Source organism: Koromonas soli (assembly GCF_059726265.1).
The window spans coordinates 2,681,914-2,703,178 of the sequence record NZ_AP040872.1; the positions used below are offsets into that span (position 1 = coordinate 2,681,914).

General features: G+C 58.3%; 22 protein-coding genes. 13 read left to right on the plus strand and 9 right to left on the minus strand.

What is annotated here, in order from left to right; genetic code table 11:
• Positions 1 to 585: 585 nt before the first annotated feature.
• Positions 586 to 1,338 (minus strand): SDR family oxidoreductase, encoded by a 753-nt coding sequence (locus tag AC6IY8_RS11775; RefSeq protein WP_497774675.1) that lies wholly within the window; start codon positions 1,336 to 1,338, stop codon positions 586 to 588.
• Positions 1,339 to 1,450: 112 nt separating this feature from the next.
• Between AC6IY8_RS11775 and AC6IY8_RS11780 the strand changes: the two genes are divergently transcribed.
• Together AC6IY8_RS11780 and AC6IY8_RS11785 are read left to right on the plus strand one after the other, a co-directional pair.
• Entirely contained in the window at positions 1,451 to 2,077 is a 627-nt protein-coding gene (locus AC6IY8_RS11780; protein ID WP_497774676.1) for a TetR/AcrR family transcriptional regulator, read from the plus strand.
• Positions 2,078 to 2,163: 86 nt separating this feature from the next.
• Positions 2,164 to 2,676 carry a DUF2231 domain-containing protein gene (locus AC6IY8_RS11785; protein ID WP_497774677.1) on the plus strand — a complete coding sequence of 171 codons (513 nt, stop codon included), beginning with the start codon at positions 2,164 to 2,166 and terminating at the stop codon, positions 2,674 to 2,676.
• A 19-nt stretch (positions 2,677 to 2,695) separates the two neighbouring features.
• Here the strand turns inward: AC6IY8_RS11785 and AC6IY8_RS11790 are convergent, their stop codons facing one another.
• Positions 2,696 to 3,406 carry a lysophospholipid acyltransferase family protein gene (locus tag AC6IY8_RS11790; RefSeq protein WP_497774678.1) on the minus strand — a complete coding sequence of 237 codons (711 nt, stop codon included), beginning with the start codon at positions 3,404 to 3,406 and terminating at the stop codon, positions 2,696 to 2,698.
• Positions 3,407 to 3,676: 270 nt separating this feature from the next.
• Between AC6IY8_RS11790 and AC6IY8_RS11795 the strand changes: the two genes are divergently transcribed.
• Positions 3,677 to 5,518, plus strand: a complete 1,842-nt coding sequence (locus AC6IY8_RS11795) for a PQQ-binding-like beta-propeller repeat protein (RefSeq protein ID WP_497774679.1) — start codon at positions 3,677 to 3,679, stop codon at positions 5,516 to 5,518.
• Between the two features lie 49 nt (positions 5,519 to 5,567).
• On the opposite strand, the gene AC6IY8_RS11800 is transcribed toward AC6IY8_RS11795, so the two are convergent.
• The 4 genes from AC6IY8_RS11800 to ruvX form a co-directional block, all read right to left on the minus strand.
• A complete protein-coding gene (locus tag AC6IY8_RS11800; RefSeq protein WP_497774680.1) occupies positions 5,568 to 6,719 on the minus strand; it encodes a M48 family metallopeptidase in 1,152 nt (383 codons plus the stop codon).
• A 324-nt stretch (positions 6,720 to 7,043) separates the two neighbouring features.
• A complete protein-coding gene (locus AC6IY8_RS11805) occupies positions 7,044 to 7,928 on the minus strand; it encodes a DUF4292 domain-containing protein (RefSeq protein ID WP_497774681.1) in 885 nt (294 codons plus the stop codon).
• A 133-nt stretch (positions 7,929 to 8,061) separates the two neighbouring features.
• The gene (locus AC6IY8_RS11810) at positions 8,062 to 10,311 is read right to left on the minus strand and encodes a penicillin-binding protein 1A (RefSeq protein ID WP_497774682.1); all 2,250 of its coding nucleotides are present in this window, start codon (positions 10,309 to 10,311) and stop codon (positions 8,062 to 8,064) included.
• Positions 10,312 to 10,374: 63 nt separating this feature from the next.
• The gene (ruvX, locus tag AC6IY8_RS11815; protein WP_497774683.1) at positions 10,375 to 10,797 is read right to left on the minus strand and encodes a Holliday junction resolvase RuvX; all 423 of its coding nucleotides are present in this window, start codon (positions 10,795 to 10,797) and stop codon (positions 10,375 to 10,377) included.
• Positions 10,798 to 10,903: 106 nt separating this feature from the next.
• Here ruvX and AC6IY8_RS11820 point away from each other — a divergent pair, with 106 nt between their 5' ends.
• Positions 10,904 to 12,055, plus strand: coding sequence for an AI-2E family transporter (locus AC6IY8_RS11820; RefSeq protein WP_497774684.1), 1,152 nt, complete (start codon positions 10,904 to 10,906; stop codon positions 12,053 to 12,055).
• A gap of 62 nt (positions 12,056 to 12,117) precedes the next feature.
• On the opposite strand, the gene AC6IY8_RS11825 is transcribed toward AC6IY8_RS11820, so the two are convergent.
• Entirely contained in the window at positions 12,118 to 12,648 is a 531-nt protein-coding gene (locus AC6IY8_RS11825; protein WP_497774685.1) for a CarD family transcriptional regulator, read from the minus strand.
• A gap of 173 nt (positions 12,649 to 12,821) precedes the next feature.
• Between AC6IY8_RS11825 and AC6IY8_RS11830 the strand changes: the two genes are divergently transcribed.
• The 6 genes from AC6IY8_RS11830 to AC6IY8_RS11855 all read left to right on the plus strand — a co-directional run bounded on the left by AC6IY8_RS11830 (position 12,822) and on the right by AC6IY8_RS11855 (position 17,524).
• Entirely contained in the window at positions 12,822 to 13,313 is a 492-nt protein-coding gene (locus tag AC6IY8_RS11830; protein WP_497774686.1) for a GreA/GreB family elongation factor, read from the plus strand.
• Positions 13,310 to 13,951, plus strand: a complete 642-nt coding sequence (locus AC6IY8_RS11835) for a CDP-alcohol phosphatidyltransferase family protein (RefSeq protein WP_497774687.1) — start codon at positions 13,310 to 13,312, stop codon at positions 13,949 to 13,951. Before AC6IY8_RS11830 ends, AC6IY8_RS11835 begins: the two co-directional genes overlap by 4 nt.
• Positions 13,952 to 14,225: 274 nt before the next feature.
• Positions 14,226 to 15,164 carry an isoaspartyl peptidase/L-asparaginase gene (locus AC6IY8_RS11840; RefSeq protein ID WP_497774688.1) on the plus strand — a complete coding sequence of 313 codons (939 nt, stop codon included), beginning with the start codon at positions 14,226 to 14,228 and terminating at the stop codon, positions 15,162 to 15,164.
• On the plus strand, positions 15,151 to 15,741 hold the full coding sequence (locus tag AC6IY8_RS11845) for a hypothetical protein (protein ID WP_497774689.1): 591 nt from the start codon (positions 15,151 to 15,153) through the stop codon (positions 15,739 to 15,741). The genes AC6IY8_RS11840 and AC6IY8_RS11845 overlap by 14 nt, the downstream gene beginning before the upstream one ends.
• A 30-nt stretch (positions 15,742 to 15,771) precedes the next feature.
• Positions 15,772 to 16,629 carry an SCO family protein gene (locus tag AC6IY8_RS11850; RefSeq protein WP_497774690.1) on the plus strand — a complete coding sequence of 286 codons (858 nt, stop codon included), beginning with the start codon at positions 15,772 to 15,774 and terminating at the stop codon, positions 16,627 to 16,629.
• A gap of 190 nt (positions 16,630 to 16,819) precedes the next feature.
• Positions 16,820 to 17,524, plus strand: coding sequence for a CPBP family intramembrane glutamic endopeptidase (locus AC6IY8_RS11855; RefSeq protein ID WP_497774691.1), 705 nt, complete (start codon positions 16,820 to 16,822; stop codon positions 17,522 to 17,524).
• Here the strand turns inward: AC6IY8_RS11855 and AC6IY8_RS11860 are convergent.
• Positions 17,521 to 17,700, minus strand: coding sequence for a hypothetical protein (locus tag AC6IY8_RS11860; RefSeq protein WP_497774692.1), 180 nt, complete (start codon positions 17,698 to 17,700; stop codon positions 17,521 to 17,523). The two genes, AC6IY8_RS11855 and AC6IY8_RS11860, sit on opposite strands and share 4 nt — an antisense overlap.
• Before the next feature lie 40 nt (positions 17,701 to 17,740).
• Here AC6IY8_RS11860 and AC6IY8_RS11865 point away from each other — a divergent pair, with 40 nt between their 5' ends.
• The 3 genes from AC6IY8_RS11865 to ahpD all read left to right on the plus strand — a co-directional run bounded on the left by AC6IY8_RS11865 (position 17,741) and on the right by ahpD (position 19,436).
• Entirely contained in the window at positions 17,741 to 18,232 is a 492-nt protein-coding gene (locus AC6IY8_RS11865) for a Fur family transcriptional regulator (protein ID WP_497774693.1), read from the plus strand.
• Between the two features lie 52 nt (positions 18,233 to 18,284).
• Positions 18,285 to 18,821 (plus strand): peroxiredoxin, encoded by a 537-nt coding sequence (locus AC6IY8_RS11870; RefSeq protein ID WP_497774694.1) that lies wholly within the window; start codon positions 18,285 to 18,287, stop codon positions 18,819 to 18,821.
• Positions 18,822 to 18,893: 72 nt separating this feature from the next.
• On the plus strand, positions 18,894 to 19,436 hold the full coding sequence (ahpD, locus tag AC6IY8_RS11875) for an alkylhydroperoxidase, AhpD family (RefSeq protein ID WP_497774695.1): 543 nt from the start codon (positions 18,894 to 18,896) through the stop codon (positions 19,434 to 19,436).
• A gap of 369 nt (positions 19,437 to 19,805) precedes the next feature.
• Here ahpD and AC6IY8_RS11880 read toward each other — a convergent pair whose 3' ends face one another.
• Positions 19,806 to 21,263 (minus strand): 2-oxoacid:acceptor oxidoreductase family protein, encoded by a 1,458-nt coding sequence (locus tag AC6IY8_RS11880; RefSeq protein WP_497774696.1) that lies wholly within the window; start codon positions 21,261 to 21,263, stop codon positions 19,806 to 19,808.
• Positions 21,264 to 21,265 lie beyond the last annotated feature (2 nt).

Here is a 21,265-nt window from a genome sequence, read left to right on the forward strand (position 1 = left end):
CTGGTCAAGCAAAATCGCTCGCGCGGCGCTTAACCATACTCTCCGCTTACTGCTAGCGCGGGGAAGTTTACGTTTCCTGGATAGAGGCGGCGACGGTGACACTTGATTCCCGAACAAGTCGGGAGCATTCCGTTTCGCAGCCTGAACCTGCATAGCCTGCGGCGTAGCGTCGCGGGTAGCGCAGATTCGTTTCAGCGAGGAAGCCCAAACAGCAGACGCCGTGAAGCGCCAATCGGGCTGGTCGTACTATGAAAGCTCGACTAAAAGTACACAGGCAAGCCAGACAAACTCGCAGAACCTCTAAAATATATCAACACGTCTCTCTGCGGGTCAACCAAAGCACCGCCAAATTCAACGCTTTCGCCGAAATCTGGATCGATTGTACACCGCGAATTCGATTAAACGTCCGAATTCGGGTTCGCATGGGGGTTTTTCAGAAAGGTAATACCTCGGACGGGGTGGATTGTCTGAGAGTAAACAGCATAGGCGGCGAGGGGGGATTGACCTATTAGTACTGGGTAGGCGGAGAAGGAGTGCCCACATCCGCACCCCTTGGGGGTCGGATGTGGGACGCAGTAGGAATTTTTAAACCTGGGCCGTTCCTCCATCGACGAACAACTCAACTCCGGCGACATAACTTGCCTCTTCGGAGGCGAGGAAGGAGGCAGCTTTGGCGATCTCGTCTGGATGCCCAAGACGGCCGAGCGGGACGGAGGCAATGAGCTGAGAGTAGATGGCCTTCTTCTCTTCTTCGGTGGTGGCGATGGAAGCGAGACCGGGAGTGTCGATGGGACCGGGGCTGACGACGTTGACGCGGATTTTGCGGTCCTTCAGATCGTTGGTCCACGAACGGGCGAAGGAGCGCACAGCAGCTTTCGTGGCAGAGTAAACGCTGAAGGCGGGCATGCCTTTGATGGAGACGATGGAGGCGTTGAGGATAATCGATGCGCCGTCAGGCATGAGCGGAAGAGCTTTCTGCACTGTGAAGAGAAGGCCTTTGACATTTGTATCGAAGGTGCGGTCGTAGTGCTCTTCGGTGATGGAGCCCAATGGGACGAGTTCGCCACCACCAGCATTGGCGAAGAGAACATCGATGCGGCCTTTGTCCTGCTTGATCTGAGCGTAGAGTTTGTCGAGCTCGTCGAGTTTGGATACGTCGGCCTGAATGGCTTTAACGCTTGATCCGATTTCGCGAACGGCCGCGTCGAGTTCGGGCTTGCGGCGGCCAGTGATGTAAACATAGGCGCCTTCGGCGACGAATCGTTTGGCCGTGGCGAGGCCGATTCCAGTGCTGCCGCCGGTTACGAGTGCGATTTTTCCTTCGAGCTTCTTCGTCATGTCGATCCTCCGAGTGCTTTTTGTACCGTGCGGTATAGATGTGTATCAAAAACGAGAAAGACTCGACTTTTTTGAACTGATTGGTACAAAATGCATCCAACAGGATGTGAGCATGAAACGGACAGCGGAAATCCCGGAGACGCAGGCGCCAATAAAGATGGGCCGGCCGAGAGGCTTCTCGGAAGACGAGGCGCTGGAGGCAGCAATGCGCGTGTTCTGGGAAAAGGGGTACGAGGGTGCTTCGCTGACAGACTTGACCGAGGCAATGGGAATCAATCGTCCGAGTTTGTATGCCGCGTTCGGTGACAAGCAGGAGCTGTTTCGCCGGGTGGTGGAGCGCTACACGGAAGGACCGGCGGGCTATGCGCGAGCTGCCCTGAGCGTTCCTACGGCGCGAGGCGTGGCGGAAGCCATACTGCGCGGCGGAGTGGAATTGATGGGCAACGCCCGAAATCCGAGAGGATGCCTGCTGGTGCAAGGCGCACTGGCGTGCGGCACGGAAGCCGAACCGGCGAGAGAAATGCTCATGGCGTGGCGCAAGCAGGGCGAGGCAGAGGTGGAGAAGCGTTTTCGCCGTGCTCGCGCAAAAGGCGACCTACCGAAAAATGTGAGCCCGGCAGAGCTCACGCGGTACCTAATGTCGGTGTTGTACGGCATGGCGGTACAAGCTGCGAACGGGGCGACGAAGGCGGAATTGAATCGCGTGGTGGAGTTGGCGCTGCGCAATCTTCCCATCTGATCTGGCGCGTGATCCACAACACAGGCTACGGCACGTAGCTGAAACCCGGCGCAACCTTCACTTGCTTGTTCCCATCTCGTGTGGGGATGGAAAGCCATGCGAAATTTCTAGGACACCCGATTCATCCGATTCTGATTGTGTTCCCTCTCGGCCTGCTAGGAACAGCCACCGTGTTTGACGGCATCGGCAAAGCAACTGACAACGAACGTTTGCTGGAGGCCAGCCATTACATGCTTGGAGCAGGACTGGTGACTGGTGCGGCAGCGGCGGTGCCGGGGTTGATCGACTACCTGGCGATTCCAGAAGACACGCGCGCCAAGAACATTGGCCTGCTGCATGGGCTAGGAAACGCGGTGGTCACGGGGCTTTTTGCCGCGAGCTGGTTCGCGCGGCGTGACCATCCGGCAGATCCGGGACGAAAGGCACTCACGCTTTCCATGGCCGGGATGGCGCTGGCACTCGTGACGGGATGGCTCGGCGGAGAGTTGGTCGATCGTCTGGGAGTGGGAGTGGACGACGAAGCGCATCTGGATGCGCCAAGCTCTCTGACGGAAGACACGCAAAGACTGTCTCCTTCGCGTATCACACCAGCCGCATAAACACGGATTCGAACTGCTGCTAGCTTGCGCCTTCACCGAGGGCCGCTACGGCGTCGTGGCGCGTGCGCTCGAGGGCCTGCTGCATTTGCTGATAGCAGAGGTCCATCTGCTCGGGCGTGGCATCGGGCGGAACGTGGATCATCTTTGCCCAGCGGACATGGATGCGGGAGAAGGGGCGAGGAATCATCATGGCGTCCCATGAGTTGAGAATCCAGGGGCGCTGGCATGCGAGATAAAAACAAAGAATGGGAGCTCCGCTCATGGCGGCAAGCTTCACGGGGCCGAACTTGGCCTTGTAGCGTGGGCCGCGCGGGCCATCGATCGTAAACGCTGCAGTGCGTCCGTCGGCGAGAGCGCGGTTGAGGCCGAGCAGCGCGGCGGAGCCTCCGCGAGAGCTGGAGCCGCGAACGGCGACAAAGCCGAAACGCTCGATGATGCGCGCGATGTATTCGCCATCGTAGCTGAGGCTGGTGATGACGGCCATTCCGCGTCGGCGGAAGCACCAGGTGGCGGGAATGACACAACGATGCCAGAAGGGTCCGATGACAAAGGCGGGTGGGTTGCCATCGGTGACTTCTCCGCCTTCTTCGGATGAGAACTCGAAGCGCAGAGTGCAGCCGATGAGGGAGATGAGCAGGTATCCGAGCCACTCAATACACCAGAGGGCAATACGCTGGGAAACCGTGAACTGCACGGTTTCGGTGGGGGCCTGGGTGGATGAGGTGCTCACGAAGAAATTGTATCGGAAGGGTGCGACCAGAGCAGGTGTTTTGTTTTAGTTGGGGTCCTGTGTTGGGGGTAGGGGTCCTTCGCTTCGCTCAGCAACTGCAACTACGTCACCCTGAAACTCGAAGCGCGTTAAGGAGGGGGCACTCGCAAGAGCAACTGCCCCACTTAGGATGGGGTGCCCGGCCAATTCACGTCAGGGCGCGTCGGTAGCAAACCCCAGTCATATTCCTCAGTTCAAAAGCAAAGCAAGTCGAAGGTGAGGTAATTGGCCATGTCTGTTCGCAGACTTTTGGTGTGCGTGTTTGCCTGTGTGTTTATGACGCTGACCGCGTTTGGGGCGGTGAGCATAACGGTAAGTCCGCAGCAAGCGCCGGTGACGTTGCGGGTGCAGCAGCAGTTCAAGGCCACGGTTTCCGGCACAACGAATCTCGGCGTTACGTGGCTGGTGGACGGAGTGGCGGGCGGGAGCAGTGCGGCAGGGACGATTTCTACCACCGGTCTTTATACTCCGCCTGCAGCGGCGGGCAAGCACACGGTGACGGCACGCAGCAATGCCGATACGACGAAGTCGGCGACGGCTACGGTGTGGGTGACGAATTATCCGGGGATGATGACGTATCACGCGGATAAATACCGGAGCGGATTGAACTCGCAGGAGTTGGCGCTTTCATCCAGCACGGTGAATGCGTCGAAGTTTGGCAAGCGCTACTCGTTCGCGGTGGATGGGCAGGTGTATGCGCAGCCGTTGTATGTGGCGAATCTGTCGATTGGCGGCGTGACGCGCAACGTTCTATACGTGGCGACCGAGCATGACAGTGTGTATGCGTTTGACGCAGATAACAGGGTGACGTCGGCGCTATGGCATCGGAGCTTTTTGTCTTCGGGGGTGACGCCGCGTCCTCAACCGGCAAATGGGCTGATTTCGCCGGAGATGGGGATAACAGGGACTCCAGTGATCGACATGAGCACGCAAACGCTGTATGTGGTGGCGACGACGGTGGACAGCGCGGGAGTGAAGCACAAGTTGCACGCGCTGAGCTTGACGAGCGGCGCGGAGAAATACGGTGGGCCGGTGACGATCGGCGGAAGCTATGGCGGAGTGACGTTCGCAGCGGCGAGGCATTTGCAGCGTCCGGCGCTGCTGCTGGTGAATGGGAATGTGTACATCGCGTTTGGCTCGCTGGGCGACGCGCTGCCCTACCAGGGATGGCTGTTTGCGTATTCGGCGTCGGGGGGAACACTGCATTGGGTGGCGGCCTTCAGTACGGCTCCGACGAGCAATGGGGCGGCATCGATCTGGCTGAGCGGCGGCGGTCCGGCGGCGGACAACTCGGGAAACATCTATGTGGCCACGGCGAATGGAGAGTTCAACCTGAACTCGGGCGGAACGTTTGCGGGAGACAGTTTGCTGAAGCTGACGCTTTCGAATGGAGCGCTGAAGATCGCGGATTACTACACTCCGAGCGATCAGGCTACGCTGATGGCGAACGATTGGGATTTCGGCAATGGAGGGGTTTATCTGCCTCCGTTCCAGAGCGGAGCAGCGGCCCCGAATTTGGTGATGGAAGGTGGCAAGGATGGAACGCTCTATGTGATGAATCGCGACAGGCTGGGGAAATTCAGCAGCACTCAGGATGGAGCGGTGCAGAAGCTTTCGCTGGGAGATGCTCCGCCGGTGAATGGGAATTTCTTTACTCCGGCGGGGTGGAATGGCTGGGTGTATGTCGGGCCTTCGAAATCAACGCTGAAGGCGTTTAAATTCACCAACGGATTGCTGCCATCGGCGTCGTCATCGAATTCCGCGACGGTGTATGGGTATCCGGGGGCGACGCCGATGGTGTCTGCCAACGGCTCGGCGGGCGGAGTGGTTTGGGCGCTGGATAACTCGGCATACATTGGGGGAAGTCCGAGCGGCGCGGTGCACACGGCAGGACCGGCGGTGCTGCATGCGTATTCGGCAAGCAATCTGGCGACGGAGCTTTACAACAGCACGCAGGCGGGGACACGGGATACGTGCGGGACAGCAGTGAAATTCACGGTTCCGACGATTGCGAATGGGCATGTGTACGTGGGGGGAGCGAAGACGGTGACAGTGTACGGGTTGTTGCCGTGAATGTCTGGCGTAAAGGAGGAAGATTGGGAGCCCCAACCTCGTGAGCGCATTACTTGCGGGCGGCGGTGTAGGCGAGGGCGGATTTGACGCGGCGTGAGACGGAAGGGTGGGAGTGAAAGAGAATCTCGATCCAGCGGGATGGTTCGCGCTCGGAGAGGTTCAGGGAGGCGAGCTTTTCCATGGCGGAGCAGAAGGGCGCGACGGAGGGAATGGATTTCCAGGCGTAAAGATCGGCCTGACGCTCGTTGAAGCGCGAGTAGGAGTTCATGACCGGAAGGAGCAGGACGGAGAGCGCCGTCGCAACGAGGATCATGAGCGGGAGGTTGGCGAAGTCGATCTGCGCATAGTGGCGGTTCCAGTCGAGAGCCGCCCAGCGGACGGCAAGCTTGAGGCACCAGAATCCGCAGAAAGTGATGATGGCCTGAACGGCGATTCCCTTGAGCAGGTGACGATGGACGTGATGGCCTAGCTCGTGGGCAAGGACGGCTTCGATTTCATCGTTATCGCAGGAGGAGAGAAGAGTGTCGGAGATGACGATGCGGCGGGTGCGTCCGAGACCCATGAGGGCGGCGTTGGCCTTTTTCGTTTTCTCGGAGAGCATCCACTCGTAAACACCACGGACGCGAGCTCCTGCGCGCTGGCTGAGGACGGTGAGGCGGGCGGTGAGTTCCGAATCCTCGAGCTTGTGGAAGCGGAAGAAGATGGGAAACAGGACCACGGGCGCGACTTGTGCCAGGACAACAGTGAACACCATGAAGAGCGCCCACGCGGTGACCCACCACCACTGCGGCTGAAGGCGGATGAGGAAATAAATCAGCTGAACGAGGATCTGGCTAAGGACGAAGCTCAGTACGAATCCCTTGGCTTGATCCCAGAGCCAGGCGCGGAAACGCTGGTTGCTGAGGTGATAGCGGTGCTCGACAAGAAAGCTGTAGTAGTCGGGGCCAATTCCAATGAAGCGCGCCAGCAAAAGAAGAATGGTGGTGTAGAGGAAGAGGGCGAGCGCGTGATTGTCGCCTGCGAGCGACACGGCAAAGTTGCGAAAGTCGCCAGTCCAGTCAAAGGCGAGCACGACGGCCATGAGCAGGATTCCCAGCGCGAGGTCGGCGATTCCGAGGCGGCGAAGCAGACGGTTGTAGCTGCGGGCTTCGGGAGAATCGGCAGGCGTGCCGCGTTGTCCGGTGGGAATCGTGGTTTCCATGGTGGTAGGGATAGTTTACAGGATGCGGGTGGGGCAAGGTTTCCAGGTTTCAAGGTTTCGCGAGGTGGCGCGAGGTTAAGCGTGATGGGCGGTGGCGAAAAAGAGCTGTGGGCTGAAAAGCATATTGGGACGGCGTTGGGATCCTTCGCTTTGCTCAGGATGACAGCTTAAGTGCAAATGCAACAACAAGAGCAATGCAAGAGCAAAAGCACGAACAAGTGCAAGAGCAGGGGCAACTACCCCACTCAACGAAAGTAACGTTGAGTGGGCCACCGGCAAACACCGGGGTGGTGGTGATGCGGGCGTTTTGTTACCCCACGGAAATTACTTGAGGGCGGTGACGGTAGCGCCGGGGGGCATGTCGAGCTGGAACTGCTCCGGCTTGAGGGGCTCGTTCAGGGTGAGTTTCACCATCTTGAGGGTGATGGTGTATTCCTCCTGCGGGCGCTGGATTTCGATGAGCGAGGGGTACTTCACTCCGTTGTACTCCTGCACGTCGAAGTAGGTGACGTCGGTAGCGACGGCTCCCTTGTCGTCAAAGATGGTTTGGCGATAGGGGAGGAGGTCGGCGCGGTTGAAATAGATTTTCCGGTACAGGCGCCAGTTGTTTTCCGTGTCGCGATGAATGACATCGACGTGGTAGTTGGGCTGCTTGAGTTGGCGGTGCGACTTTTCATCGCGGACCGATTGCTCGCCCTGCTCAAGGACGGCAATCTCGGTTTGAGCATCAATTCGCGGAAGAAGAAGGGCTTCGTAGATGACCTGAGGACGGAGGTTCTCGAGCGGATTGTCGCTGATCTTGGTGACCTGATTCTGTCCGGTGATGAAGCGATTCTTCGGCGGAATGGAAAGCTTGAACTGCTCGCCGTTGCTCACCATGTCAAAGGCCTTGGTGCGAACGATGGGAAGCAGGCCGATCATGCGCAGCATGGTGGGCTTTTCGGCGAGAATGTAGCCGCGAATCTGCTGGTAATCGACGACCTTTCCTTTTTTCTCTCCGCCGACCGACGTGTCTATATCGACTGTGGCGTTCATGGTGCGAACGCTGGATGCCAGCCGGTCGATCTCTTGAACGAGTTCCTGCTGCGTCGCAGTCTTCAGCGGCGTGTTGGTGTGCGTGGGCTCGACTCGATGCGAGCGAAAAAGGCAACCAGTCGTAGTGAACAACGACAGGATGGTGAGGGCAAGCGTCAGGCGAATTCGATCCATTGCGAAGACAGGGGGCTCCAGTGAGGCTCCAGTATGAGATATCAGTATATAGGCAGGATCGGGTTGAGAGTGGCAGGATCCGGAGCAGCTGAACGAGATGATGAGATTCGCAAGCAGAATCAGCAGGATAGGATTAGTGCGATTCGGGATCGGCTGATGCTTTTGCCAGCTTTTCCTTGCGACCGGCCATCACTTCGGGAGGAGGCTCGGGAAACTGCTCGTTGGGTTTGTCGGCGATTGCCGCCTTCATGAACTCGATCCAGATGGGCAGAGCGGCCTGGGCTCCGGTTTCCTTGTTGCCGAGCGTTTTCTTCTCGTCGTAGCCGACCCAGACGCCGCAGGTGATGGATGGCGAGAATCCCATGAACCAGGCATCGGTGAAATCGTTGGTGGTGCCGGTCTTTCCGGCGAGCGGGTGATTGAGTTTGCTGGCGGCAAAGCCGGTGCCGTGCTGTACGACTCCCTGTAACAACTCAACCATGACGCGGGCGGAGTGGGCGCTGATGACATCGCGCACGTCGGCGAAGTTCTGCTCCATGATGTGGCCGTCGTAGTCGGTGACCTTGCGAATGGAGTGCGGAGCAAGGCGGACACCATCGTTGGGGAAGGTGGAGTAAGCAGCGGTGTGCTCGAGCAGATTGACTTCGGCGGAACCGAGGGCGACGGGAAGATACGGCTGAATGTCGGACGTGATGCCGAACTTGTGCACGTATTCGATGACGTTGCGAATGCCGACGCGCTGGGCGAGGCGGATGGCCGGGATGTTGCGCGAATCGGCGATGGCGCGGCGGAGCGAGATGTTGCCTTCGTACTTGCCGTCGTAGTTGTGCGGAGACCAGGTGCCGGCGACGCTGGGGAAGCTGACGGGCGCGTCGAGGATGGTGTCGTCGGGCATGGCTCCCTGCTCGACGGCGGCGGAATAAACGTAGGGCTTGAAGGATGATCCGGTCTGGCGAAGGGCCTGGGTGGCGCGGTTGAACTTGGATTCGTTGAAGTCGCGTCCGCCAACCATGGCGCGGATTTCGCCGGTATTGTTGTCGATGGCGACAAGCGCGGCCTGGGCACCGGAATCCTGCTCGAGGGCGAGTTGGAGCTTGTTATCGGGCTCGACGGCGGTAATGCGGACGTAAACGATATCGCCGAGAGAGAGGATCTCGTTGGGCGACTTGTGACCTGTCCAGGTCATGTCAGCGGGACGGATGATGCCCCGGTATTTGCCGATTTTGATTTCGGCTTGCGACTGATTGACGGTGGTTACGAGGGCGTGGAAATAGCTGCCGGGCTCGGGGCGATGGCTCCAGTCGGGATGCTCGTAGGTGTAGAAGTCTTCGCCAGCGGCGACGATGTTGCGAACATGGCTTTTCCATCCATGACGGCGCTCGTAGGCGGCAAGGCCGTCGAGCAGGGCGCGGTTGGCGACCTTCTGAAGTTCGACGTCGAGCGAGGTGTAAACGCGGAGGCCACCTTCATGGACCTGGTCGGTGCCGAACTTCTTTTCGAGATAACGGCGGGTCTCCTCGACGAAGTAGGGAGCAACGTTGTTGGGGTCGGTCTGGAGGTGGAGAGAGAGCGGTCGGCCTTTGGCTTCCTGCGCCTGCTGGGCGCTGATGCGGCCATCCTCCATCATGTTGTTGATGACGAGATTGCGGCGGCGAAGGGCCTTCTCGGGATTGTTGATAGGCGAGTAGGCGCTGGGGCCTTTGGGGAGTCCGGCCAGCAGGGCCGCTTCCTCGATGGTGAGGTCCTTGGCAGGCTTGCTGAAATAGAACTCGGAACCAGCTTCAAAGCCATAAACGCCGTGGCCGAGGAAGATCTGGTTGGCGTAGAGCGTGAAAATCTGCTCCTTGGTGAAGCGGCGCTCGATCTGGATGGCCATCATGATCTCCTGCACCTTGCGCCCGAACTTGCGGTCAGGAGTGAGGAACAGGTTGCGCGAGAGCTGCATGGTGAGCGTGGAGGCTCCCTGCGCACGAGATCCGCTGGAGAGATCGCGATAGGCGGCACCCATGATGCGCCAGAGGTCAATGCCCCAGTGCCGTTCGAAATCCTTGTCTTCGATGGAAATGACGGCATCGCGCAGGACCTTTGGATAGTCCTCGTAATGGGCGATGACGCGGCGCTGGAGAGCGAAACTGCCGATCACATTGCCGTTCTGATCGTAGAGCTCAGTAATGGAGCTGGGACGATAACGCTCGAGGTCGGCAACCTGGGGAAGGTCGGTGGAATAGACGAAAAGCAGCCCTGCAAGGGTTCCGAAGAGCGCGGCGGCGATGATGGCAAGTCCAAAGATGACGCGATGGACCATTCGCGTGCGATCCGCGGGCGTGGCAAGCACCGGCTGATTAGGTAAAAGCGTTGTCATCTCAGGAGTGAGTAATGGCAAGCATAGCACTACTCAACGACTTGCGAGGACAGGCGTACCCCTGAGAGCAGGAAAAAGTAAGACTCACTCCTCGGGCTCCAACGGATGATGCCGGGCCTCCATCCAATTCTGCAGAATAAGGACGGCAGCAAGTTGATCGACGACGGCGGCACGCTTCTTGATGGACATGTCGGTTTCGCGCAGGACGCGATTGGCCTCGACGGAGGTAAGCCGCTCGTCCCAGAGATGGATGGGCAAATCAATATGCTGCTCGAGCACGGATACGAACTCGCGCATCTTTTCGGACTGGCGTCCCTCGGCACCGCTCATGCGAAGAGGCAGGCCGACGACGAGTTCGACGACCCCATAGTTGCGGATGACTTCCTTGAGGGCAGCGAGGTCGGTGCGCTTGTTCTTGCGGCGGATGGTTTCGAGTCCCTGGGCGGTGATGCCAAGGGGATCGGTGACGGCAAGACCAATGGTTCTGGAACCAACGTCCAGGGCCATGACGCGACCCTTCGGCTTTTCGATATCAGAGTGGGGCACATGCCAAGTATAGTGCGAGCAGGTAACATGGAAGCGGTTTAGCTTCGCAATCATAAGGGACGGAAACATGGAGCGCATCAGGGGCGGACTGAAAGAGGAAGCCACGGGTAAGTTGGAGGAGTTGGTTCCGGCGCTCGAGACCTCCACCAAAATGTCAACGCTGACCGATGCCGAAAGGCTTCGGCACGCGCGGATTCAAACAACTTCTCTGGCGGTGCTGGCGGTGGGCGGTGTGCTGGTACTGATGTACCTGGCAAAAGCTGTCCTGATTCTCACACTGTCGTCGATCCTGATCGCCTTTATGCTGGCCCCGATTGTGGAAATGTTCCAGAGGTTGCACCTGCCGCGAGCGTTCGGATCGATGATTGCCGTGCTGCTGATGTGCGCGACTCTGTATGGCATCTTCTACGTGACATACAGCCAGGCAGACGAATTCATGACGGAGCTGCCCAAGTACTCGGGACGCATAAGAGCTGTACTGAACCAGGTGCGACAAAGGGCAGAACGCGTGCGGCAGACGACTCGCAACGTAATGCCCGAGGACAAGGCGGAAAAAGGAACGGTCACGGTTCGGCAGTCTTCATCGTGGATGGACGACCTTACCTCGGGCGCGGTGAACGCGTCGGAGATCGTGCTGATGGTGGCCTTCGTACCATTCCTGGTCTTCTTTATGTTGAGCTGGCAGGACCACGTGCGATCTTCCACGGTGATGCTATTCAACCTGGAGAACCGGAATACGGCCTACGTGACGCTGGGACTGATCTCACAGATGATTCGCGGCTTTATCGTGGGGAATGTGGTCATCGGGATCATCCTGGGGATCACGAGCACGATTGCTTTCTGGATACTGGGCGTTCCGTATTTTTATGTGATTGGAATCGTCAGCGGGATCGTGAGCCTGATTCCCTACTTTGGGGTGATGCTGGCGATCTTTCCGCCAGTGGTGGTGAGCCTGAACACGCTGACGCTGAAGAGCTTTCTGGCGATGGTGGCTGTGGTTGCGGTGAGTCACCTGGTCGCGTTAAACCTGCTATATCCGAAGATCATCGGGCGACGCCTGCAGTTGAACCCGCTGGCAGTGACGCTGGCACTGCTGTTCTGGGGATGGCTGTGGGGAGCGATGGGGCTGATCCTGGCTGTTCCACTGACGGCAGCGGTGAAGATCATCTTTGATCACGTGGAGAACCTGCGGTCGTGGGGAGCCTGGCTGGGAGAATAAAGAGCGGGAAAGCAATAAATTGGCGCAGCCCGCGGGCTGCGCTTCCATGACAATAATGCGCGCTAGACTTCTATCGTAGCGGCCTCCGGCCAGCGCAACTTGCACTTGCACAAGGCTTTTCGGAGTTCCTCTTCGACTTCCTCTTCCTCAAGGCCACGCGCCATCGCCATCTCACTAATGAGCAGGAAACGGGCGCGTTCGAGCATCTTCTTTTCCCTGAAGCTGAGCGGCTTCTGAGCTGCAAGAACCAGCAATCCCTTTAAAACCATTGCTACTTCGAGCAGAGAGCCGGTCCGCATCTTGTCTGAGTTTTCCTTGAAGCGGTTCTTCCAATCCGAGCTGCTTTCGCATTTCCCGTCAGCCAGAAACTCGAGGATCTTCTGGGCTTCCGCATTCTTGACGACCCTGCGCAAACCCACAGCCTCGGCGTTTTGGAACGGAACCATTACCTTAAGACTACTGGAGCGAATGCGAAGCAGGTAAAAGCGCTCGACCGAGTTACCGATCGTGCGGCTGGATATCTGCTCAATTACACCTACCCCGTGGTTCGGGTAGACTACCTTCTCGCCGACAGTAAATTGTGTTGTGCTCATTCAAGAACCCGGAGAATCCGGGCAGGTTACCTTGGTGATTATACGTTGAGTCTCAAAGGAGGGTCAATGAAGCTCGTCAGCCCCTGTTCCCTGCCGGAGGAGGCGGGGTATAATTAGCCCTTGTACTCCCCTACAAAGGGTAGTGAGCCGGATCCAAAAGGTTTTGATGGGAAATGTCTGAAAACGTAAAGAAAAAGCTCCAGGAAGAAATTGACGTACTGGAACATGAGTTGAATCATGAACTTCCAGCTGAATTGAAGAGAGCCGTCGCCTTGGGCGACCTCTCTGAAAACGCCGAGTACCACATGGCAAAGCAGCGGCAGGAGTTCGTTCGCGCCCGCTTGGGAATGATGAAGAAGCGGATGGCTGAACTCTCACTCATGAACCTGTCGAACATTCCCCGGGATCGGGCCGCACTGGGATCTACGCTGGTGGTGTTTGACTCCACCAAGGACGAGGAAATCGTCTACAAGCTGGTGACGAGCGAGGAAAGCGACGTCACCAAAGGCAGGGTTTCGACGACGTCGCCGATCGGTCGCGCGCTGATGGGCAAGAAGGAAGGCGACGTGACGACGGTCGTTACCCCGGGCGGAACACGTGAATTGGAGATTCTGAAGCTGACCACGATGCACGATGCCGATAACGGATCAGGAACACAAGCATGACCTGGACCAGCGCCGTCGGAAAGTACTGCGGGGTATTGCTGTACAAGATTGTGGATGGGCTCGCGCTCACCCGCATATCTCCCAACATGTTGACCTTTGTAGGACTGGTCATCAATGTGGTCGCGGCGCTGTTCTTCGGATTTGCCAGCTCGGACAATAACCAGCCACGGCGTTTCGTATATGCAGGACTGGTGATCATCGGAGCGGGAATCTTTGACATGGTGGATGGGCGCGTGGCACGCGCTACCAACCAGGTGACCGTCTTTGGTGCATTCTTTGACTCGGTGATCGATCGCTACTCGGATGTGGCGATCTTTTTTGGTCTGCTCGTGTATTACGCCCGCGCGAACCGCTTCTTCTATGTGGTGCTGGTCGCCTTTGTGATGACGACCTCGGTGATGGTGAGTTACACGAGGGCAAGAGCCGAGTCGCTGATTCCGAGCTGCAAGGTCGGGTTCATGGAACGGCCGGAGCGAATCGTGCTCGTGATCATTGGGGCTCTGACGAATCATATGGCTCCAGTGCTGTGGGTGCTGGCGGTGCTCTCGACCATTACAGTCATTCATCGAATCCGGTACACGTATCAGCAGAGCACGCCGAAGCAGGCGGCTGCGAAGGAAACGGCATCGGTGTTGTAACATCAGTTCAATTTAGATCGTGGTGAGCGCCTCGGAAGGGGCGCTTTTACTTTTAGGGGAGGTTTCGCGAGGTGGAGTGAATGGAGTGGGTGGCCGAGGGGCCTTTTGGGCAGCTGTTGCTATTCGAGCTGTGCTGGGGTCTCCCTTCGCTGCGCTCAGGATGACACCGAATTCAAAAGCAGATGCAAATGCAGAACGAAAGAGCAACGGCAAAGGAACCGGAGTTGAGCCGGGTGGTATTCTGTAGCGTTCTAAGTTCGAGTTGAGGTGAGTCTTGTTGTCTTCTCCCATCATTCTTGTACACGGTGGCGCATGGGCCATTCCAGACGAGGCGTGCAGTGCACATCAGGAGGGCGTGGAAAGGGCCGCAGCGGCAGGGTGGAAAGCATTGGAGCGCGGAGCTTCGTCGCTGGATGCGGTGGAGGAAGCCGTGGCAGTGCTGGAGGACAATGAGACATTCGACGCGGGACGGGGAGCTTTCCTGAATCGCGATGGGCGGGTGCAGTTGGACGCGCTGATCATGGATGGAGCGACGCTGAAGGCCGGGGGCGTAGGGTGCGTGGAACGGTTGCGCAATCCGGTGCGCGCGGCGCGGGTGGTGCTGGAGAAGAGTCCGCACATCTATTTTGTGGGCGAGGGCGCGGAGCGGTTTGCGAGCGAGAACGGCATAGGGCTGATCGAGAACGAGGAACTGGTGCTGCCGCGAGAGGTGGAGCGCTGGAAGAATGCAGCAGAGCAACGCTATTTGAGCGTTCCGGCGGAGTTCGCGGGGGATATGGGTTCGCACGACACGGTGGGCGCGGTGGCGCTCGATGCCAAGGGGAATATTGCCGCGGCGACCTCGACGGGCGGCACGCTGAACAAGGCTCCGGGGCGGGTGGGTGACTCCTCACTCATTGGTTGTGGATGCTATGCGGACAATGAGACGGCGGCGGCCTCGACGACAGGATGGGGCGAGCCGATGATGAAGCTGGTTTTCGCCAAGTGGGCGACAGACCGGGTGACAGCAGAGTGCGAGCCTGCCAAGGTGGCACCGGATGCAATCGGGTATTTGCAGCGGCGGCTGAATGGGCACGGAGGCATCATTCTGCTGGACCGCAAGGGGCGGATCGGGATTGCACACAACACTCCGCGGATGGCGTGGGCATGGCGGAGCGGAAAGGCCAGCGAGAGCGGATTGCGTTCACCACACTGGAGTCATGAAAAAGCTTAGAGGCAATCGAGCGATGCAAAACACCCACCTCTGCCAAAGACGGGCAGAGGTGGGGCACCTGATGTTGCGAGTGGCTGCCAGCATGGTTGTGCTGGCGGCTTCGCTTTTTGCGGCAACACCGCAGTGGACGGCGGCGACGTTTCGCGGGCTGAGTGTGGGAAAGGCAAAGCGCGAGGATGCCGTGCGAGTGCTGGGCACGCCGGATGCTGCGAACCGCGATGCAAAGGGCGAGGAGCTGGTGTTTCGCGGGCGCGGGGACCACAAAGGTGACCTCTCGATGAAGGTGGACCGCGCGGGTGTGGTGACGGAGATTCAAGAGTCGTTTCCGATTTCGATTCCACGGACGCAGATCTATAAAGAGCTGGGGAAAGAGGCAATGACGGCGCACTACTCGCGTGCGAAGTGCGCTGGGGATGCGCTGTTTCTGGATGCGCGGGGGCCGATTGAGTTGACGCTGTTTCCTCAACGCGGAATTGCGCTGTGGCCGGATCAGTATGGGTATGACTTTGCAGCAATGCTGTACCTGGCGAAAAGGCCGGGACTGACGCGAGCTCCTGCTTGCGTGATGAAGCACTAGGAAGGCAGCTAGATCGTCCTGGAGGGTCGAGTGTTGCGCGTACGAATGATTGTCTGTGTTCTGCTGCTGTGTCTTGGCGGATGCAAAAGTCACAAACAAGCAGGCGATGAGCGGCGCTTCCCGATCGAGGGGCGCGTGGTGGCCGTGGATGCGAAACAGCATACGATTACGCTCGACCATCATGAAGTGGTCGGATACATGAAGGCCATGACGATGGGCTTCAAGGTGAAAGATGCGTGGGTGTTCAACGTGGCGCATCCGGGAGATACGGTGTCGGCAACGCTGGTCGTGGGGGATGACAGCTATCTGGAGAACATCTCGATTACGCAGGGGCGGGCGAGCGCCGATGTATCGAGCACGTCGCCGATGCATTTGCCGCAAAAGGGCGAGCAGGTGCCGGACCTCGCGTTCATAAATCAGCAGGGGCGGAAGATTCACATCGCGCAGTTCAAGGGACAGCCGCTGCTGGTGACGTTTATCTACTCACGGTGTCCGCTGCCGGATTACTGCATACGGATGAGCAACAACTTCGCCGAGGTGGCGGAGACGCTGAAGAAGAATCCGGCGGCGTTTCAAAAGCTGCAGATGCTCTCGATCAGCATCGATCCGGAATTTGATAATCCCAAGGTGCTGGAGCAGTACGGCGAGACGTATGCCGGGAATGTCGATCCGGAGCTGAAGCACTGGACATTCGCGACCGGTAAGCCGGAGGACATTCGTAAGGCTGCGCAGTATTTTGGGCTGTCGTATGAGAATCAGAAGGGGCAGATCATTCACGATCTGCGCACAGCATTGGTGGATCCGGATGGGAAGATTGCAGACTTCTACACGGGGAACCAGTGGAAGGCGGCGGATGTGGCGAAGGAGTTGGAGGGGTTGCAGAGGTAGTGTGCTGAGAACTACTCCATCCTCTACTCGCGTGTGGCGCTCGTAGAAATGTAGGTGCTCTCCCACATTCGCCAAAAAAGGGCGGATGTGAGCCACCAATGAGCTGGCGCGGAGTGCTGATGTGGGGCACCAATGAGCTGGCGCGGAAGCGTTCTACATCTTTTAACAAATAGGCGGCATCCATCCTCGAATGAGTATTGGGGTGCGGGGGGCTGCGCGGAAAGCAGCAAGACTGGCGTCGGGAGATCGCGTAAACGTTGTGCTCCGGCTGCTGTTTCCGATTGCGCTGATGGAGATCGCACTCTGGGTTCCTTTCCGCTTTGGACTTCTGTTTGGTGCAGGCGCACTCACATACATCACATGGCAGTTGTGGAAGGCGGCGAGCAATAGCCGTTCGCTCGGGCTGGACTGGCGGGGATTGGTGCGCGAGTGGTGGCTGCTGGGTGCGACGTTCGCGTTGGCTTTCCTAATACTGACGACGGCGTTTTTCTCGGGATCGCTGCACAAGTTGTGGGGGCTGGAGCATCCCTGGTATGCGGTGGCGGCCTACACGTGCTGGGCGTTCATACAGGAGTTCATGCTGCAATGCTTCTGCGTGCGGATGCTGCGGGCGCTGGTATCGCGGGTGGCGTCGCTGCTGCTCTCGGGGCTGGTGTTTTCGGTGGCGCACCTGCCGAATGTGAACCTGACGCTGGTGACGTTCTTCGCCGGCATGGCGTTCACGTTTATCTACCTGCGCAAGCGCAATCTGTATGTGGTGGCCGTGATCCATGCGGTGCTTGGGCTGACGCTGGCGGTGAGCGCTCCGGATACGTGGTTCCACGGACTGCGCGTGGGCCACGACTTCTTCAGCGGGCGCTCGGCGATTGCGGCGGAAGTCGCTCCGAACCGCTAATCCTTTTCAGACTGATCCAACAAATCCTGTAGCGGCTTCTTGTGCTTGGTGGCGCGAGACTCCTGTTTAGTTTTCGCGTCGGGGATGGCACGCGTGGATTTGGGCGTGCCGACGGTTTCGCGTGCGGCATCTTTTACTGCCTTTACTTTGCTGAAAACTTGTTTCTTCGGTGCCATAAAGGACCTTTCTCGTGGTGATTTCAAAATTCGATAACGATTGTTACTGGAGAACTATTCTCCTTCTGCTATGATTCTGGACATGGGCAACTCCCCGGAACTCAACTTTCAACAAATCTGCCGCGAGAAGCAGTTGGCGGTGACGCATCAGCGTCTGGTGATGCACCGGGCATTGATGCAGATGACGGACCACCCGAGTCCGGAGCAGATTTTCGAACGTGTTCGAGTTGAGCTTCCCTCCATTTCGCTGGCTACGGTTTACAAGACGCTGCACACGTTCCTGGAGGCGGGGATTATCAACCAGGTGAGTCCGCACCATGGCTCGCTACGAATTGAACCGAATGCAGAACGGCATCATCACTTCATCTGCTTAGAGTGTCACACGATCACGGACCTGGCTCATACCGAATTTGATGATGGTCCGCTGATGAATTCCGTCCCACCGGGTTTCGCCGTCGAGCAGGTCTCGATGGAAATCCGCGGCTACTGCAGGCGCTGCGTGGAAAGTAAAGCACCCCCTTCGCAAGCCTGAACTTAAGCCGACTAAACACACATTACTTAAAAGACAAAGGAGATCCCTGTTCATGCTGGGTGTTGGAGAAAAGTTCCCGAATTATTCGCTTACGGCAGTTGTCAGCACGGAAAAAGGCAAGGAATTTGCCACGATCACAGATGAAAGCTATCTGGGGATGTGGAAGGTTTACGTTTTCTGGCCGAAGGACTTCACCTTTGTATGTCCGACGGAGATCGCGGGTTTTGGCAAGCACGACAAGGAATTCAAGGATCGCGATGCGCAGTTGCTGGGCGGCTCGATCGACTCGGAATACGTACACTTGGCATGGAGAAAGAATCACGAGGACCTGAAAAACCTGCCGTATCCAATGCTGTCGGACCTGAAGCGCGACTTGGTGTCGCAGCTTGGAATTCTGGACCCGGAAGCGGGTGTGGCGCAGCGCGCGACTTATATCGTCGATCCGAACGGAATCATCCGCTTCGCGTATGTGACCGATCTGTCGGTGGGACGCGAGCCAAAGGAAGTGTTGCGCGTACTGGATGCGCTGCAGACCGATGAGCTGTGTCCATGCGGCTGGCAAAAGGGCGAGGAAGTTCTGCACGTTTAGTTTTGCTGTGCAATTGCGGTGGGCGCGGCTGCGGTCGCGCCCATGTACTTTTACGAACGATGGAGAGAGAGCTTGATTACGCAAGAAGCTGAAATGATCGATACGTTGTTGGAAAGCCTGCCGGATTATGCGAAGGATCTGCGGCTGAACTGGTCTTCGCTGGTGAATGGCTCGGAACTGAACGAGAACCAGAAGTGGGGATCGTTTGTGGCTGCGGCGTTTGGGGCGCGGTGTCCGCGGTTGCTGGCGGCGGTGGAAGCAGAGGCGGCGCAGCACGTGCCGGAAGCGACGATCAACGCGGCCAAGGGAGCGGCGGCCATCATGGGCATGAACAACATCTACTATCGCTTCCAGCACCTGAGCGAGAACGAGAAGTACGCGACGATGCCGGCGCGGCTGCGGATGAACATCATGCGAACGCATGGCGCGGATCATGCGGATTTTGAGCTATGGTCGCTGGTGGTGTCGGCGATCAATGGATGCGGGAAGTGCGTGAGTTCGCATGAGAAGGTGCTGCTGGAAAAGGGGGTTTCCGAGGAACTGATTCTGGCGGCGGTGAGGATTGCGTCGGTGGTGCATGGGGTGGCAGCGGTGGTGGACGGGTTCCCGGGTTAACGCTGGACGGAAACCTGCGGCGCTCACCAGAGGCAACCCCGAGGTCCTTCGCTGCGCTCAGGATGACACCTTTAGCAAGAGCAGGAGCAACGGCAACAGCGAAGTCAACTGCTGCAGTGGGGTGTAGGTGACCTGGAACGGCATTGGTGGTGCGAACAGTGCTGGGATCCTTCGCTCCGCTCAGGATGACACCTCTATAAACAACAGCGAAGCAAAACAACAGCAAAACAAAACCACACCAAAGCTAAACAACTAAAAACAACACCAAGCGAGAGAGCGACTGCAAAAGCAAACTGCCCCACCCTAAGCGCGCGAGCGTTCGAGGGTGGGGCACCTGTTGTATTTTCGACAGGTATCTATGCCCGCCGATTATTCTCCGCAGCCGTCAGGGCCGGCGACGGCACCGACGAGGACTTCGGTGTCGAGGTAGTCGCGTCCGGCTTCGAGGGCGGCTTCGTTCATTTCGGTCAGTTTCGGATTCTTCACAAGCTGGCTCAGGACCTGCTGCGCCGCGGTAAACGGCAGGCAGTCGCTGGCCTCGAGGAAGGCTCCGAGCATGATCATGTTGGCGACCTTGGGCGAGCCGATCTTATCAGCCATTTCGTTGGCGGGGACGCAGGTGACGTTCACGCCTTCGAATCTGAGGTCGTCAGGGAGACACTTGCCGTTATAGAGCAGGACTCCGCCGGGCTTGACCGAAGGGCCGAACTTGCGCAGCGAAGGCTCGTTCATGGCGATGAGCACCTCGGGATGCGTAATGACCGGAGTGCCTATGCGCTGATGCGAGAGCGCGACGTGGCAGTGGGCGCTTCCGGAGCGCATCTCGGGGCCGTAGCTCGGGAGCCAACTGACTTCCATCTGCTCGCGCATACCCATTTCGGCAATCAACTGGCCAAGGAGCAGAACGCCCTGTCCGCCGAATCCGGCGACCTTTACGGTCGTGGGACGGGTGTGCTGGCGGCGGGTTTTGCGTTCGGCTTCGGTTGCTGGGCTGCCCTTTGTGCCGAGCAGTTCGGCAAGGGGCTTCTGCGGCACGGTGACGGAGACGAACTCCGGCTTGCGGTCGCGGAAGACGCCGAGCGGGAACTGCTTGATAAGCGTGTCGGCCACCCAGTGACGCGCGGTGGTGGGCTCCATCTTGAGGATGGTGGGGCATGGTGAGAGGATCTCGACCATGCTGAATCCTGCACCCTGCTTCTGAAGCTCGAGCGCTTTCTTGATGGCGCGGCGCGTTTGCATTACGTGCTTCGCATCGGTGATGGCCGTGCGCTCGATGTAAACAGGAGCTTCGAGCGTGGAGAGCATCTCGGACATCTTGATGGGGAAGCCATCATTGTTAGGGCGACGTCCCCAGGGAGTCGTCGTGCTGGTTTGACCGATGAGCGTGGTGGGAGCCATCTGGCCGCCGGTCATGCCATAGATCGAGTTATTCATGAAGATGACGGTGATGTTCTCGCCACGATTGGCGGCATGAACGATTTCTGCCGTTCCGATGGCGGCGAGATCGCCGTCTCCCTGATAGCTGATGACCATGGACTCGGGATTGGAACGCTTGACGGCCGTTGCTACGGCGGGAGCGCGTCCGTGGGCGGCCTGGACATTGCCGGTGTCGAAGTAATAGTAGGCAAAGACCGAGCAGCCGACCGGGCTGACCACGATGGTGCGGTCCTGCATGCCGAGCTCATTGATGGCTTCGGCAATCAGCTTGTGGGCTACGCCGTGGCCGCAGCCAGGGCAGTAGTGCGTCTGGTGCTGGTTTTCTTCCTTGCGGTCATATTGCTGGAAGAACACCGGCGACTTGGACTGCGAAACTTTGTATTCACTCATCG